General features: G+C 57.8%; 14 protein-coding genes and 1 pseudogene. 6 read left to right on the forward strand and 9 right to left on the reverse strand.

Translation table 11 applies throughout. From position 1 onward, the window contains the following. Nucleotides 1-2: 2 nt before the first annotated feature. The 7 genes from ACW9UQ_RS14480 to ACW9UQ_RS14510 form a co-directional block, all read right to left on the reverse strand. Nucleotides 3-974 carry an ABC transporter ATP-binding protein gene (locus ACW9UQ_RS14480; RefSeq protein WP_458931733.1) on the reverse strand — a complete coding sequence of 324 codons (972 nt, stop codon included), beginning with the start codon at nt 972-974 and terminating at the stop codon, nt 3-5. Beyond that, entirely contained in the window at nt 971-1939 is a 969-nt protein-coding gene (locus tag ACW9UQ_RS14485) for an ABC transporter ATP-binding protein (RefSeq protein WP_458931734.1), read from the reverse strand. Before ACW9UQ_RS14485 ends, ACW9UQ_RS14480 begins: the two co-directional genes overlap by 4 nt. Next, nucleotides 1939-2847: an ABC transporter permease gene (locus ACW9UQ_RS14490; RefSeq protein ID WP_458931735.1), complete on the reverse strand. Its 909-nt coding sequence runs from the start codon at nt 2845-2847 to the stop codon at nt 1939-1941. Before ACW9UQ_RS14490 ends, ACW9UQ_RS14485 begins: the two co-directional genes overlap by 1 nt. Continuing rightward, the gene (locus ACW9UQ_RS14495) at nt 2844-3830 is read right to left on the reverse strand and encodes an ABC transporter permease (protein ID WP_458931736.1); all 987 of its coding nucleotides are present in this window, start codon (nt 3828-3830) and stop codon (nt 2844-2846) included. The genes ACW9UQ_RS14490 and ACW9UQ_RS14495 overlap by 4 nt, the downstream gene beginning before the upstream one ends. A 70-nt stretch (nt 3831-3900) precedes the next feature. After that, nucleotides 3901-5439: an ABC transporter substrate-binding protein gene (locus ACW9UQ_RS14500; protein ID WP_458931737.1), complete on the reverse strand. Its 1539-nt coding sequence runs from the start codon at nt 5437-5439 to the stop codon at nt 3901-3903. 191 nt (nt 5440-5630) lie between these two features. Next, the gene (locus ACW9UQ_RS14505; RefSeq protein ID WP_458931738.1) at nt 5631-6809 is read right to left on the reverse strand and encodes a M24 family metallopeptidase; all 1179 of its coding nucleotides are present in this window, start codon (nt 6807-6809) and stop codon (nt 5631-5633) included. A gap of 85 nt (nt 6810-6894) precedes the next feature. After that, nucleotides 6895-7806, reverse strand: coding sequence for a LysR family transcriptional regulator (locus ACW9UQ_RS14510; protein WP_458931739.1), 912 nt, complete (start codon nt 7804-7806; stop codon nt 6895-6897). Between the two features lie 81 nt (nt 7807-7887). Here ACW9UQ_RS14510 and ACW9UQ_RS14515 point away from each other — a divergent pair, with 81 nt between their 5' ends. The 6 genes from ACW9UQ_RS14515 to ACW9UQ_RS14540 are packed head-to-tail and all read left to right on the forward strand — an operon-like array spanning nt 7888 to nt 14237. Next, nucleotides 7888-9000 carry a dipeptidase gene (locus ACW9UQ_RS14515; RefSeq protein WP_458931740.1) on the forward strand — a complete coding sequence of 371 codons (1113 nt, stop codon included), beginning with the start codon at nt 7888-7890 and terminating at the stop codon, nt 8998-9000. A gap of 30 nt (nt 9001-9030) precedes the next feature. Beyond that, nucleotides 9031-10623 carry an ABC transporter substrate-binding protein gene (locus ACW9UQ_RS14520; RefSeq protein WP_458931741.1) on the forward strand — a complete coding sequence of 531 codons (1593 nt, stop codon included), beginning with the start codon at nt 9031-9033 and terminating at the stop codon, nt 10621-10623. Then, the gene (locus tag ACW9UQ_RS14525; RefSeq protein WP_458931742.1) at nt 10623-11678 is read left to right on the forward strand and encodes an ABC transporter permease; all 1056 of its coding nucleotides are present in this window, start codon (nt 10623-10625) and stop codon (nt 11676-11678) included. The genes ACW9UQ_RS14520 and ACW9UQ_RS14525 overlap by 1 nt, the downstream gene beginning before the upstream one ends. Then, the gene (locus tag ACW9UQ_RS14530; RefSeq protein WP_458931743.1) at nt 11675-12601 is read left to right on the forward strand and encodes an ABC transporter permease; all 927 of its coding nucleotides are present in this window, start codon (nt 11675-11677) and stop codon (nt 12599-12601) included. The genes ACW9UQ_RS14525 and ACW9UQ_RS14530 overlap by 4 nt, the downstream gene beginning before the upstream one ends. Beyond that, nucleotides 12601-13488, forward strand: a complete 888-nt coding sequence (locus ACW9UQ_RS14535) for an ABC transporter ATP-binding protein (RefSeq protein WP_458931744.1) — start codon at nt 12601-12603, stop codon at nt 13486-13488. The genes ACW9UQ_RS14530 and ACW9UQ_RS14535 overlap by 1 nt, the downstream gene beginning before the upstream one ends. Beyond that, nucleotides 13485-14237 carry an ABC transporter ATP-binding protein gene (locus ACW9UQ_RS14540; RefSeq protein ID WP_458931745.1) on the forward strand — a complete coding sequence of 251 codons (753 nt, stop codon included), beginning with the start codon at nt 13485-13487 and terminating at the stop codon, nt 14235-14237. Before ACW9UQ_RS14535 ends, ACW9UQ_RS14540 begins: the two co-directional genes overlap by 4 nt. Nucleotides 14238-14433: 196 nt before the next feature. Here ACW9UQ_RS14540 and ACW9UQ_RS14545 read toward each other — a convergent pair whose 3' ends face one another. Together ACW9UQ_RS14545 and ACW9UQ_RS14550 are read right to left on the reverse strand one after the other, a co-directional pair. After that, complete coding sequence (locus tag ACW9UQ_RS14545) at nt 14434-14814, reverse strand: hypothetical protein (protein WP_458931746.1); 381 nt, start codon at nt 14812-14814, stop codon at nt 14434-14436. Continuing rightward, nucleotides 14808-14959: pseudogene (locus ACW9UQ_RS14550) on the reverse strand (IS5-like element ISCARN85 family transposase); the annotation flags it as partial. The gene ACW9UQ_RS14545 and the pseudogene ACW9UQ_RS14550, both read right to left, overlap by 7 nt.

Consider the following 14959-nt stretch of genomic DNA (forward strand, 5'->3'; position numbering starts at 1 on the left):
ACTTACGCTGCGTGGTGGCAGGCAACCTCGGTCCCGGTCCCCTCAAGCCTGCGTAATTGCGGCCGTTCCGCGCGACATTGCGCGTCTGCAAGTGGGCAGCGCGGGGCAAAGGGACAGCCTGCGGGCAGGTTCACCGGGTCAGGCAATTCCCCCGGTTCGCGCGGCTTGTCAAAGGAACCGCCCTCAAGCTTCGGGATCGCCTCAAGCAACAGCTTGGTATAGGGATGGCGCGGCGTGGCAAAGATCGCCTCGGTCGGGGCCAGTTCCATCACCTGCCCCAGATACATCACGGCGACACGGCTGCCGAAATGCTCCACCACGCTCAGGTCGTGGGTGATGAACAGATAGGTCAGGCCGCGCTCTTCCTGCAGATCGGTCAGCAGGTTCAGGATTTGCGCCTGGATCGACACATCAAGCGCCGAAATCGGTTCATCCGCGACGATAAAGGCCGGGTTGGTCACCAATGCGCGGGCAATGGCGATGCGTTGCCGCTGCCCCCCCGAAAATTCATGCGGCAGACGGCGCTGCCAGCTTGGATCGCAGCCAGTGGCGGCCAGAACCTCCTCGACCCGGGTGCGAACGTCTGCGGCGGATTTTTCCGGCATCAGATGACGCACGGGTTCGGCCAACGTCTCAAAGATATTGCGGCGCGGGTTCAGCGAGGCATAGGGGTTCTGGAACACCATCTGCATGTCGCGCCGGATCGGCTTGCGCGTCGGCTCATCCATGTTGTCGATGCGCTGGCCGCGGAATGCAACCTCGCCATCGGTCGGGGTTTGCAAGCCGATGATCGCCCGGCCAAGCGTGGTTTTACCGCAGCCGGATTCGCCAACAACGCAAAAGCTTTCGCCCTGTTCGATAGAGATGCTGACGCTGTTCAGCGCATGCAGAACCGGTTTTTCCCCGCTGAGGAAATGCGTCGGCAGCGGGAAATGCACCTGCAGCCCCTTGGTCTCAACAATGGGCTGGGTCATGAGGCGGCCTCATTGGCATTTAGCGGCGTGAAACAGGCGACATCATCGGTCAGATGCGGCACTTCTGCCCGGCAGCGGTCACTGGCGTGTTCGCAGCGTGGATTATAGGCGCAGCCTTCTGGCAGGCCGGTGATCGGTGGCATGGAGCCGGGTATCTGATAGAGCCGATTACCACGCCCGACCTTCTGCGGCAGGGCTTTCAACAGGCCCGCAGTATAAGGATGATTGGGCCTGTTGATGATATCCATCGTGCGGCCCTGCTCGACGCATTTGCCTGCATACATGATCATCAGCCGTTCCGTGACCTCGGCCACAACACCAAGGTCATGGGTGATCAGGATCAAGGCAACATCGTTTTCTCGGCAGAGTTTCAGGATCAGGGCCATGATCTCGGCCTGAATGGTGACATCCAGTGCGGTTGTCGGCTCATCCGCGATGATCAGTTCGGGGTCGGTTAACAGGGCGATGGCAATCACCACACGCTGCCGCAGTCCCCCTGACAGCTCATGCGGATACGCGTCCATGCGGTTTTCAGCCGAAGGGATTGCGACCTGTTTCAGACGTTCCACGCACAGTTTATGCGCCTCGGACTTCGAGATTTTGCGATGCGCCTGCAGGGTTTCGATCATCTGGGTGCCGATGCTTAAGACCGGGTTCAGCGTGACCATCGGATCCTGGAAGATCATCGAGATGCGGTTGCCGCGAATGCCCCGGATCTGCTTTTCGGGCATATCCAGCAGGCTTTCGCCGTCGAAAGACACGCTGCCCTGACTGACCCGGCCAGGCTGGGCGATCAGGTTCAGGATGGCAAAGGCCAGCATGGATTTGCCAGCCCCGGATTCGCCGACGACCCCGATCCGTTCGCCCTTTTCCAGGCTCAGACTGACGCCGCGCAATGCCTCGATCCAGTCGCGTTTGCCGCGTGGGAAAGCGACATGCAGGTCCTTGACCTCAAGCATGGGCATCAGTCATCCCCCCGGCGCAGTTTCGGGTTCAGAACATCCCGCAGCCAGTCCCCCAGAAGGTTCAGCGATAGAACCAACGCGATCAGAACAAGCGCCGGGTAAAGCGTGATCCACCAGGAGCCGGAGAAGATCAGCTCATACCCCGACCGGATCAACGACCCGAGGGAGGGCTTGCTGACCGGCATTCCAAGCCCAAGGAAGGACAGCGCTGCCTCGGTCATGATTGCTTCGGCCACCTGAATGGTCGAGATGACAAGAACCGGCGTCAGGGTGTTGGGCAGGATATGCCGCCACATGATCTTGCGCGGCGGCAGGCCAATGACGCGGGCAGCATCGACATATTCCTTCTTGCGTTCCCCCAGAACAGAGGACCGCACGGTGCGCGCAAATTTCGGCCATTCAGCAATGCCGATGATCAGGATCAGCATGAAGATGGCGTAATCCGCATAGACATTGGCATCAAAGGTGGCTGAAAAGATGGCCAGCACGATAATTGCGATCATCAGTGTCGACAGCGACATCTGGATATCGGCCAGACGCATCAGGAACGCATCGACCCAACCGCCCCGGTACCCTGCAATCAGGCCAAGCGTGATGCCCAGGATCGCCTGCACCACAACAGCGCCGATGCCGATGATCAGCGAAATGCCGGTGCCATACATGATTGTCGACAGAATGCCGCGCCCCTGTTCGTCGGTCCCTAGCAGGAACCGGTCATCCCCGCCGGGCTGCCAGGAGGGGGGCATTTCGCTGTCCATGATGTCGATCTGCATCAGATCATAGGGGTTCTGCGGTGCCAGAAGCGGTGCAAAGAGCGCCATCAGCACCAACAGTAGGAAAATAATGCCCGAGATCAGAGCGACCGGGTCGGAAAGGAACCGCCGTAGCAGCGAACGCCAGGTGATCATGATTTGGCCCCCGGCAGTTTTACCATCGGGTTGATCAGCGTGTAGATGAAGTCAACCATCGTGTTGACGACCACAAAGATCAGGCCAACCATGATGATATAGGCAATGATCAAAGGCGTATCGACGCGGTTGATGGCATCAAGGAACATGAAGCCCATGCCGGGCCACTGGAACACGGTTTCGGTCAGGATCGTATAGGCGATCAGCGTCCCGATCATCAGACCGCCAACCGTGACAACCGGCAGCAGGGTGTTGCGAAAGGCATGAACATAGCGGACCCGCGAGGTGGACAATCCCTTGGCCCGCGCAAAGCGAACATAATCGGTGCCCATGGTTTCCATCATCTCGGCCCGGATCAGACGGATAAACAGTGGCAGCATGATCGAGCTGAGCGCGACAGAGGGCAACACCAGCCGCGACCAGCCATCGGCAGTCAGCAGGCCGGTTTCCCAGCCCCATGGCAAAGTGACCGTTTCACCGCGGCCCGAAGACGGAAACACGCCCAGTTCAACGGCAAATATCCACTGCAGAAAGATTGCGGTCAGAAATACCGGGATGGAAATTCCGACAATGGATCCGGTCATGATAAGGCGTGCAAACCACGAGGTTCGGTGGATCGCGCAATAGATGCCAGCCGGGATCGACACCGCCAGAAAGATAAAGGTTGCGCCCAGCACCAGCTCGAACGTCGCGGGAAACTTGTCCAGAATGACATCAACGGCAGGGCGTTTGAACGTGTAGGAGGTTCCAAGGTCCCCCTTGATCGCCTTGCCCAGAAAGCGGCTGTACTGAACCAGGAACGAGTCGTTCAGACCCATTTCCTCGCGCAGGGCCTGCCGTTCCTCTTCCGAGACCGACTGGCCGACCAGTTCACGCAAAGGATCGCCCAGATTGTCCTGAATGGAGAATCCGATCAGCGAGATGACGAACATCACGATCACGGCCTGTATGCCGCGACGAATAAGGAAAGCTAAAATATGCACAGGTTTTGCGGGCTTTTCGCTGGCAGAACCGCGCCGGGTTGGTCCCGGCGCGGTTCAACATTGCTGTTGGTTACTCGGTGATGACCAGGTCGCCCAGATAGGGGAAGTTCATCACGTTCAGAACCGGCTCGATCTCGACGCCTTTGCGTGCCGCCCAGGCAAGGTCCTGCCAGTGGAACGGAATGAAAGCTGCGTCGTCATGCAGGATCTTTTCGATCTCCTGCAGCATCTCAGCGCGCTTGGCATCGTCGGTTTCAACCAGTGACGCGGTGGTCAGCTCGTCTACCTTGGCGTTGGAGTAGTTGCCCGAGTTGTACTGACCGCGACCGGTATCGGCATTCGGGGTCATTGCCAGGAACTCGTAGAAGTTGGCGCTGTCCTCGGTATCCGCATGCCAGCCGATCATCATGATGTCGGCGGCCCGCTCGTCAAATTTCGGCCAGTACTGTGCCTTTGGCATGGTGGTCAGGTCGATGGTGATCCCGATCTTTGCCAGCATCGCAGCAGAGGCTTCGCAGATTTTGAAGTCGTTCACGTAACGGTTGTTGGGGCACATCATTGTTGCCTCAAACCCGTTTTCGTAACCGGCTTCTTTCATCAGTTCCTGCGCTTTGGCCAGATCGAAGCGCGGCTTCAGCGCGTCGTTGTAGCCCAGATACCCCTTAGGCGACATCTGTGCAGCTGCGGTGCCAAAGCCCTTCATGATCTTGGCAACGATGCCTTCGTTGTTGATGGCATAAGCCATTGCCAGACGAACCTTGGGATTGGCCAGCGCTTCGTTGCGCTGCTGGTTCAGCTGCAGGGTGATGATGCGTGTGCCAGACATGGTGATCAGGTTCACGTTCTCATCAGACTCGATCCGCTCCAGATCGGTCGGCGGTACCGGCGCGATAAAGTCGACATCACCCGACAGAAGGGCGGCAACACGGGTCGGTGCCTCTTTGATCGGGGTCAGGATTGCGGTCTGGACATTGCCTTTGCTGTCGGTATCCCAGTAGTTGGGGTTCCGTTCGAACACGACTTTGACGCCCTGTTCCCGCTCGGCCACGGTGAAAGGACCAGTTCCCGAAACATTGGTGCTGGCAAAGCTGTCGCCATGCTTCACAACCTCTGCACCGCCCTCTTCGTAGAACTTCTTGTCCATCGGGAAGACATAGGTTGCCGTGTGCAGAACCAGCGGGCTGGGGCCATCGGTTTTAACTTCGATGGTCGTATCGTCGATGGCTGTGACGGATGTCCAGGCAGTAAACAGACCCTTGAAGTCGGGGGATGTCTTCATACGTTCAATGGTCCAGACAACATCCTCGGCGGTCATGTCGTTGCCAGAATGGAACTTGACGCCCGGGCGCAGTTTGAAACGCATGGTGGTGTCGTCCACCCGCTCCCAGCTTTCGGCCAGACGTGCGTCAAAGCCCAGTTCGCTGTTCCAGCGTACCAGCGGGTCAAAGATCATGTGGCTGAGCTGCAGCGTGCCGCCGGACAGCTGCTCATGCGGGTCAAGCGAGACCGGATCAGCGTCGTAGGCGAATTTCAGGGTCTGCGCCGGGGCCAGACCTGTTGCACCCAGCACAAGGGCTGTGGCTGCAACAAAGTTGCGGAATGCGTTCATTGGTAACTCCCTGTTTATGGGCTGACCGAGTCTTCTGCCCGATCAGCCCTCTCATGGGCGCACGTTATTCCCCGATATGGGCGCGGTGTAAAGAGTTAGGCCTGAAACACGCAGGACGCGAGGTGCGTGTTTTTTGACAGCAGCAAGCAAGCTGTTTGTTTCAGAGAGAAAAAGACCAACAGCCTTGCAGTTTAGTCTTTTGCAAAAAGCCTGCGCTCCACCTGACAGAGCGCCTCTGCCGGGCCTTGATCGCGGATCAGGATGGTTTCCGTCGTCTCCAGCCCCCAGTCTTCCATCCACAGGCCCGGCATGAAGTGAAACGTCATGCCCGGCTGCAATATCGTCTGGTCGCTGGGGCGCAGGCTGACCGTGTGCTCGCCCCAGTCAGGCGGATAGGACAGACCAACGGCATAGCCGCAGCGATTTGGGCGGTCGATCCCGACTTTCAGCAACTCGGCATCAAGCGCGCGGGCAATATCGCAGGCCCGGTTGCCGGCACGTGCTGCCTCGATCCCGGCGTTCACCCCTTCGGTCAGCGCTTGAGCCGCGTCGCGCATGAACCCGGGCGGCTTGCCGAAAAAGATCGTCCGGCACAGCGGTGCATGATACCGCCGATAACAACCGGATTGTTCGATGAACATCGCTTCCCCGGCTTTCAGGGTTTCGCCGTTCCACGTCAGATGCGGCGCTGATGCATCAACACCTGAGGGCAACAGCGGCACAATAGCGGGATAATCGCCCCATATGTCCGCCTCTCCCTGCACCGCGGTCTTGAGCAGTTCCCCGACAAGGTCATGTTTGCGCATTCCCGGTTCTGCCAGCTCCACTGCGCGTTCAATCACAAGTTCGGAAATGCGGGCGGCGCGGCGCATAAACGCCAATTCAGCATCGGATTTGATCAGCCGTTGCCAGTTAACCAGTGAGGTGGCGTCAAGAAACTCTGCCTTGGGCACGGCCTCGGTTAGCGCCTGATAAGCACGGGCGGTGAAATAATAGGTCTCCATCTCTATGCCGATACGCTGCCCGCCGAGGTCCTGCAGATGCGCGGCCAGATCCTGCATGGGATGGCAGTCCTGCGCCTGCACATAGCGGTCCGGATAGGATCGTATGCCATCCTCCTGCATCCAGACGGTGCGCCGCGCCCCGTTCGCATCCATCAACCGTCCCCACCAGATCGGGTCCCGATCCAGCGGCAGGATGACACCCTGGTGCACATAGAAGGACCATCCATCATAGCCGGTCAGCCAGTGCATGTTCGACGGGTTGGTGACAAACAGAAGGTCAATTCCGGCTTTGCTCATCGCATCGCGGGTCAGGGCGATGCGGCGGTCATACTCGGGCTGGTCAAAGGCAAGGGTTGGCGCGGGCATGGATCCTCCGCTTGCAGGTGGGCTGGCCTATTTCGCATGCTGATCCGTTGGTCTGTCAATCGAAACCTGCCCGCGACGCCTGCACCTAACCGCGGCTGGAGAACGGATCAGGCGGGGTATTCAGGCGCATATGGCGCATGAAGACACGTGCGGCACGGGGAACGGGGCGGTTGGCGGCGGTGACGAAATGGCTTTCGTAGTGGATGGGCGAGGCGAAGGGGATGAACACCAGATCATCTGCGCGATACTGGTACAGCGGGAACGGGTTGATCACCGTGACGCCCAACCCCTCGCGCACCAGATCAGCAGCGGCAAAGCTGGTCGAAACCTCTGCCATTCTTTGCGGAACGGCACCGGCCTGATGCAGCAGCCGATCCAGTTGGCCGCGCCTTGCGTGCCGTTGAGACAGGGCTATGAACCGCTGGTCATGCAGATCCTCGGGCCGGATCACATCGCGCTCCGCCAGAATGTGATTCCTTAGCATGACACAGACAGCTTGCGACCGGCGATACGGCAGCAGTTTGATGCCTGCGCGGTTCTGCTCGACCCCGGAAATACCCAGATCAAAGCTTTCTTCTAGGATGCTGCGCACAACATCATCCGACGTATTCACCTCAAAACTCACATAGACATTCGGATTGATGGTCAGAAAGCTGTTGATCAGGCTGATCAAGAACCGGTGGGAGTAGGTCGGCGGTGCGATTAGTCGCAAGGTTTCTTGCACCGGCTCTGTTGGCCCGTCGATCCGGTCAAGCGCCTCGAACAGCGGATCAAGACGGCGGTTCAGGCGCACGGCCTCTTCCGTTGGGCGCAAACGACCGGCCTCACGCTCAAACAGTGGGGTGCCAAAGCGGTTTTCCAGATTGGCGAGCGAGCGGCTGACGGCGGATTGCGACAGACCCAGCCTCTCGGCTGCTGCCGTTGTGGTGCCCGCCTGCATGATCGCCCTGAGGGCGTGGTATTCGGGCAGGGAATGCCAGGTCCCGGGTTTGCGCATGGTCGGATATTCCACTGTGACTAATACTATGATTTTTACTCATAATCTTTTCGCTAAACAATACCCATGGCTTCTGGAAGGATGCCACGGGGTCGTCGTAAAGACGCTGAGGGGGAAGTTCTGCAACACGCGCCACTAATCTTTGATGGGCACAATGATGTGCTGTGCCAACTGTTTTTCGATGGCGGACTGACCCAGGTGGACAGCTTTATCAATGGGCGCGATGGGTCCGTTGATGTGCCCAAGGCGATATCAGGTGGTTTTGCCGGTGGTTTCTTTGCGGTGTTCATACCCTCGCCGATAGATTTGGAGCAAAAGCGCCGTGAACTGAGCAAAGCTGAGTATTGCCTGCCCTTGCCAGAGGCTGTGGATTGGGAAGACGCGATTCAGCCCGCAATGGTGCAGGTGGCGATTCTGCTGGAACTGGATCGGCGCGGCGCACTGCGCCTCTGTCGCAATACGGCTGATATCCGCGCTGCGATGGCCGAGGGCAAGATGGCCGCTATCTTGCATCTGGAAGGGGCGGAGGCGATCGACCCGGATTTGCATATGCTGTCCGTGCTGCACAGTGCCGGGTTGCGATCCGTTGGCCCGGTCTGGAGCCGCCCGACCGCGTTTGGCTATGGCGTGCCGCTTAGCTTTCCGGCCAGCCCCGATATCGGCCAGGGCCTGACCGATCACGGCATAAGGCTGGTCAAGCGCTGCAATGAATTGCGTGTCCTGATCGACCTGTCGCATCTGAACGAGGCTGGGTTCTGGGATGTCGCCCGTCATTCCGACGCGCCTTTGGTCGCCACACATTCCAACGCTCATGCCATCGCGCCCCATGCCCGCAACCTGACCGATGATCAGATGAAGGCGATTGCCGAAAGCGATGGTCTGGCCGGGCTGAACTTCGGCGTCGCCTTTCTGCGCGATGACGGTCAGCTGAACACCGACACACCGATTTCCCAATTGCTGCGGCATCTGGACTATATGATTGACCGGCTGGGCGAGGACCGGGTTGCGCTGGGCTCGGATTTTGACGGTGCGCTTATGCCGGAAACCCTAAGAACGGTTGCAGAGCTACCAAAACTGAAACAAGCTATGACAGAGCACGGATATAATGACACACTTATCGAAAAGCTGTGCCACAAGAACTGGCTACGCGTGCTGGACAAGACCTGGGGGTCATTATCCGGCGCGACGGGGTAGAGCATCTATGACAACAAGGGAGAACAACACATGAATGCTATCAACCGACTACTGAGCGGCGCAGCCCTCAGCCTGGCGGTGGCGCTGTCCTCTGCGCCCGCCAGTTTTGCAGAGACACCGGCGAATATGCTGGTGATGGCCATGCGGATCGACGACATCACCACAGCCGATCCAGCGCAGAGCTTTGAGTTTACCGGGATGGAAATGACCCGGAACATCTATAACAAGCTGGTCACCTATGATCCGATGGATCTGGACGCAGGCTATCAGCCTGATCTGGCCGAAAGCTGGGAAGTCAGCGAAGACGGCAAGACCATCACTTTCACCATGCGCGAAGGTGTTAAATTCCATTCTGGCAACCCGGTGACAGCGGATGACGCAGCTTATTCGCTGCGCCGCGTGATCAAGCTGAACAAGACACCGGCTTTCATCCTGACGCAGTTCGGCTTCACGCCCGAGAATGTTGATGAGATGATCCGCGTCGAAGACGGCAAGCTGAAGATCACCACAGATCAGAAATATGCGACCTCGTTCGTGTTGAACTGCCTGACCGCGGGCATTGGTGCCATCGTTGACATGAAAACCGTCGAGGAGAACGCGGTTGATGGCGACATGGGCAATACCTGGCTGGCGACCAATTCCGCCGGCTCGGGCCCTTACAAGCTGGTATCCTGGAAGCCGAATGAAAGTGTGACGCTGCAGTCCAATCCGGACTACTACGGTGGCGCTCCTGCGATGGAGCGTGTGATTACACGCCACGTGCAGGAATCCGCATCGCAGCGCCTGCTGCTGGAAAAAGGCGATATTGACGTCGCCCGCAACCTGAACCCCGAAGATGCGGCGGCTGTCGACGCCAGCGATGAGCTACGCCTGCATGCAGAGCTTAGCGGCCAGTTGATGTACTTCTCGCTAAGCCAGAAGCATCCGCAGCTGTCGAACCCCAAGGTGGTTCAGGCCATCAAGTATCTGATCGACTATGAAGGGATGCAGGACAGCTTCCTCAAAGGGGATTGGGCGGTTCACCAGAACTTCCTGCCCGCAACCTATATGGGTTCTGTTGATGAAAACCCATTCACCTACAATGTCGAGAAAGCCAAAGAACTGCTGGAAGGCGTTGAGCCGTTCGAGATTGAGGTCGGTGTTCGCGAAGCACAGGAGCGGCTTGAGATCGCCCAGTCGCTGAAGAACACGCTGGCTGAGGCGGGGATCACTATGAATATCACCGTCGGAACTGCCAAGCAGATCCTGACACGGTATCGTGCGCGCGATCTGGATGCCTATCTTGGTGCCTGGGGTCCGGACTATCCTGACCCGCAGACCAATGCCGGCACCTTTGCCTGGAACCCGGACAACTCGGACGAAGCCAAAGCCACCGGTATTCTGGCTTGGCGGAATTCCTGGAACCCGGGCGATCTGACTGCGATGACCGAAGCGGCCAAGATCGAACCTGACACGGCAACGCGTGCGCAAATGTATCGTGACATTCAGGCCAAGTTCCGTGAGACGTCACCGTTTGCGGTTATGTTCCAGCGGACCGAGCGTTCTGGTGTGGCCGGGAATGTGAATGACTGGAACATCGGTGGTGCTGTGACCGAAGCGGCATACTGGGTTGTCACCAAATAATGGCAGTCAGTGACACAAGTAAGGGGCGCGGTTTCGCGCCCCTTTTGAGATGGATCCGACCGATCGTCGCAACCATCCTGTCGATCCTTGTGACGATTTTGGGCCTTTTGTTCATCACCTTCATGATTGGACGGGTGATGCCCATCGATCCGGTCATCGCGGTTGTCGGAGAACGCGCCTCGGACGAGCTTTACGAAGCGATCTACCGACAGATGGGTTTGGACAAGCCACTGCTTGTGCAGTTCTTTTATTATATTTCAGATGTGGCGCGGCTGGATTTTGGCATCTCTTATATGAATGCCCGCCCGGTCATCGAAGATATCAAACGGGTCTTTCCCGCAACGCTGGAGCTGGCAACGCTGGGTGTGTTTATCGGCGTCCTGCTGGGCGTGCCGCTGGGCGTGATGGCAGCCGTCAAGCGTGGCTCCTGGATTGACCAGATTGCCCGCGTGGTCGCACTTGTGGGCTATTCCATGCCAATCTTCTGGCTGGGGATGCTGGGTTTATTGGTGCTTTATGGCATGCTGGATTGGGTCGGTGGGCCCGGGCGGCTGGATATCTTCTACGAGGATATCGTGCCAACACGTACTGGCATGATCCTGGTCGACAGCTTGCTGGACGGCAATATGACGGTGTTTCGTAACGCCTTCTCTCATATCGTGCTGCCTGCGACGCTGCTGGGCTACTACTCGTTGGCCTATATCAGCCGCATGACCCGCAGCTTCATGCTGGAACAGCTGAGCTCTGAATACGTGACAACGGCCCGGGTGAAGGGCATGTCTGAGCGCAAAGTGATCTGGGGCCATGCTTTCAAGAACATCCGCGTCCAGCTGATCACGGTAATCGCACTAAGCTATGCTAACCTTCTGGAAGGTTCGGTTCTGACCGAGATCATCTTCTCCTGGCCGGGAATAGGCAGCTATATCACGACTGCCCTGACAAGCGCTGATATGAATGCCGTTCTGGGTGGGACGGTGGTTGTCGGGACGACCTTTATCCTGATCAACGTGCTGTCTGATCTGCTTTACAAAGTATTTGATCCGAGGGCGAAATGAGCCAGATATCCGCCCCCCAAAATAGCTGGCGCAACTGGCTACTGACCGACGCGCCGACCTCGCGCGGACATGCCCGGATGGCAAGTTTTTACAAGGGATGGCTGTCGCTTCGGTCGAATACGATGGCCATGGTGGGATTTGGTATCCTGCTGATGCTTGTCGCTATCGCCGCGTTTGCCCCGTTTCTTGCACCACATGATCCCTTCACGCAAAATCTAGCTAACCGTCTGCAGCCATTGGGCGTGGAAGATCATCTTCTGGGTACGGATAGCCTTGGCCGGGATATCCTGTCGCGGCTGATATATGGCTCGCGTATCACGCTTTATATCGTAGCACTTGTGGCCATCATCGCACCACTGGCAGGGCTGCTGGTCGGTACGGTCTCGGGCTATATCGGCGGATGGGTTGATACCATCCTAATGCGGATCACGGATATCTTTCTGGCCTTTCCACGCCTGGTTCTGGCGCTGGCCTTTGTGGCCGCTCTTGGTGCAGGGATCGAAAATGCTGTTCTGGCGATCTCGCTGACCGCCTGGCCGCCATATGCAAGGATTGCCCGGGCAGAAACACTGACCATTCGGTCCTCGGACTTTATCAGTGCTATACGTCTTCAAGGTGCCGGACCAATGAGGATCATCACACGCCATATCTGGCCATTATGCACATCCTCGCTGATCGTCAGGATCACGCTGGACATGGCGGGAATTATTCTTGCTGCGGCAGGCCTTGGATTCCTGGGCCTTGGCGCAAAACCCCCTAGCCCGGAATGGGGCGCGATGATCGCCGAAGGTCGGAAGTTCATGCTGGATCACTGGTGGGTCGCCGCAGCGCCCGGCCTTGCGATCTTTACCGTGTCGCTGGCGTTTAATCTGCTGGGTGATGGTTTGCGCGATGTTCTGGACCCTAAGGAGGGTGGCCAGTGATGGGTGATGGATATTTGGAGAACAATGAAGGCAGTGTCCTGCTGGATGTCTCCAACCTTTGGGTGCGGTTTCCGACCCGGCAGGGGGTTTTTGATGCCGTGCGCGGTGTGTCCTTTTCGCTGGGACGCGAGAGGCTTGGGATTGTCGGGGAAAGTGGCTCTGGCAAGTCTATGACGGGGCGCGCGATCCTGCGACTGATCCGCAAGCCGGGGATGGTCGAGGCGGATCACATTACGTTGGAAGGTCAGAACCTGCTGGATCTGAGCGAAGTGCAGATGCGCAAGGTCCGTGGCGAGCGGATTTCGATGGTCATGCAGGACCCGAAATTCTCGCTCAACCCGGTGATGACGGTCGGCCGCCAGATCATGGAGGCCTATCTTTTGCACGCAAAGGCCAGCCGGGCTGAGGCGCGGGCCAAGACGATCGAGATGCTGCAGGCCGTTTCGATTGAGGATCCCGAGCGAGTCATGCGGGCCTATCCGCATGAAGTGTCGGGTGGCATGGGGCAGCGGATCATGATCGCCATGATGCTAATCCCGAACCCACAGATTTTGATTGCCGATGAGCCGACCTCTGCCCTTGATGTTTCGGTGCAGCGGCAGGTGCTGGACATCATGGACGGGCTGGTGAAACAGCGCGGCATGGGTCTGATTTTCATTAGTCATGACCTTAATCTGGTGTCTGAGTTCTGTGACCGGGTGCTGATCATGTATGCGGGACGCATCGTTGAGGTTTGCGATGCCGACAAGCTGCATGAGGCGCAGCACCCTTATACGCAAGGTTTGCTGAATTCGTTACCGCGTTTGGATCAACCGCACCGTCACCTGGAAGTGCTGAACCGCGATCCTGCCTGGGCGGAGGCACCAAGCGTGGGCCCGGGACAATGAGTGCTTTGGAAATTGATGGTCTGAATGTCTGGTTTGGGCAAGGGGCTGACCGGGTTGATGCCGTCAGGGCCGCATCCTTTGCCGTAGCGCAAGGGGAAAGCTTTGGCCTTGTGGGGGAAAGCGGGTCAGGCAAATCGACCATCCTGCGGGCGATCACCGGGTTGGCATCGACCTGGTCAGGCCGTATCGAGATTGCCGGGTCAGAGTTGTCACCCGGAAAGGCGCGCGACCGGACCTTTTATAAGTCCGTTCAGATGGTGTTTCAGGATCCCTATGCCTCGCTTCATCCGCGGCATACAGTGGATCAGGTTCTCAGTGAGACCGTGGCTCTGCATGGCATGAAAGACATCGATAAGCGCGTGGTAAAGCTGCTGGATGATGTCGGACTTGGGTCCCGTTTTCGTTTTCGATATCCGCATCAACTGTCTGGAGGGCAGCGCCAGCGTATTGCCATCGCCCGCGCACTGGCTGGTGAGCCGGATCTACTGTTGCTGGATGAGCCGACCTCTGCATTGGATGTCAGCGTACAGGCAGAAATCCTAAACCTGCTGACCGATTTGCGCGAGGAACGGAAGTTGACATATCTGATGGTCTCTCATGACTTGCCGGTGATTGGCCATATGTGTGACCGGCTGGCGGTGATGAAATCGGGTGAGATTGTCGAAGTGATGTTGGTCGATGCGCTGCGTCAGCAAAAAGCGGATCATCCCTATAGCCAGTCACTCTTGGCTGCGTCAGTTGCACACTGATTGGCCCTTCCGCAGTGATATCACCGCTATGACAGGGTCATGAGGTTGAAAGCCAATGTATTTGAGGTCAGTTTCGGAAACTTTGAAAGTTTCCGTACCGATTTCCTTGAAGGAAATCGGAGGGCCTTGCAGGCTGTCGTCGGCAATCGTTGCTGTGGAGTGAACGGCGCACGAACGTACCCATGCGCCAAAAGGATTAGCGGTCGAAGGCCAACGTAAAGGTAACCGGCACAGTCAGCTGGATCGAGTCTAAGCCGGCAAGTTCTTGCAGTTTGGCAATGCCTTCGCCATACCCCAGGTCGTCGGGGTAAATAATAACGGGCTGACGGGCCGAGACAACAACGCGATCGGCACCTACGCGGGTCGCGGCAGCAATGACGTCGTAGCTCGAAGAGTTGCCGTTGGCCTCGATATTGACTTCGAACTCAATATCCTGCGTGGCCCCCTCCGCCATCGCCGAAAGACCGGCCATATCCAGGTCTGCCGTCAGCACTGCAAGTGGTTCACTAAACACATGTTCGCGCATCCGCTCATTGCGGATGTCAACATAGGTTTCAACACTAGGGCCTGTTAACACTTAATCATCTCCACGATGAGGGCGACGTTCAGAAAGGCGCGGTACATGACGTCCAGCTTTTCGAATCTTGAGAAGATACGTCGGAAGCCTTTCAGCCTTCGGAACAGGCGTTCGACTTCGTTGCGCCTCTTGTAGAGGGTGCGGT

The organism is Halovulum sp. GXIMD14793, assembly GCF_054457435.1.

Bases quoted from the DNA above. Each gene is read 5' to 3' on its own strand.
- ACW9UQ_RS14480 (WP_458931733.1), bottom strand. From the start codon at position 974: ATGACCCAGCCCATTGTTGAGACCAAGGGGCTGCAGGTGCATTTCCCG.
- ACW9UQ_RS14485 (WP_458931734.1), bottom strand. From the start codon at position 1,939: ATGCCCATGCTTGAGGTCAAGGACCTGCATGTCGCTTTCCCACGCGGC.
- ACW9UQ_RS14490 (WP_458931735.1), bottom strand. From the start codon at position 2,847: ATGATCACCTGGCGTTCGCTGCTACGGCGGTTCCTTTCCGACCCGGTC.
- ACW9UQ_RS14500 (WP_458931737.1), bottom strand. From the start codon at position 5,439: ATGAACGCATTCCGCAACTTTGTTGCAGCCACAGCCCTTGTGCTGGGT.
- ACW9UQ_RS14505 (WP_458931738.1), bottom strand. From the start codon at position 6,809: ATGCCCGCGCCAACCCTTGCCTTTGACCAGCCCGAGTATGACCGCCGC.
- ACW9UQ_RS14510 (WP_458931739.1), bottom strand. From the start codon at position 7,806: ATGCGCAAACCCGGGACCTGGCATTCCCTGCCCGAATACCACGCCCTC.
- ACW9UQ_RS14515 (WP_458931740.1), top strand. From the start codon at position 7,888: ATGCCACGGGGTCGTCGTAAAGACGCTGAGGGGGAAGTTCTGCAACAC.
- ACW9UQ_RS14520 (WP_458931741.1), top strand. From the start codon at position 9,031: ATGAATGCTATCAACCGACTACTGAGCGGCGCAGCCCTCAGCCTGGCG.
- ACW9UQ_RS14525 (WP_458931742.1), top strand. From the start codon at position 10,623: ATGGCAGTCAGTGACACAAGTAAGGGGCGCGGTTTCGCGCCCCTTTTG.
- ACW9UQ_RS14530 (WP_458931743.1), top strand. From the start codon at position 11,675: ATGAGCCAGATATCCGCCCCCCAAAATAGCTGGCGCAACTGGCTACTG.
- ACW9UQ_RS14535 (WP_458931744.1), top strand. From the start codon at position 12,601: ATGGGTGATGGATATTTGGAGAACAATGAAGGCAGTGTCCTGCTGGAT.
- ACW9UQ_RS14540 (WP_458931745.1), top strand. From the start codon at position 13,485: ATGAGTGCTTTGGAAATTGATGGTCTGAATGTCTGGTTTGGGCAAGGG.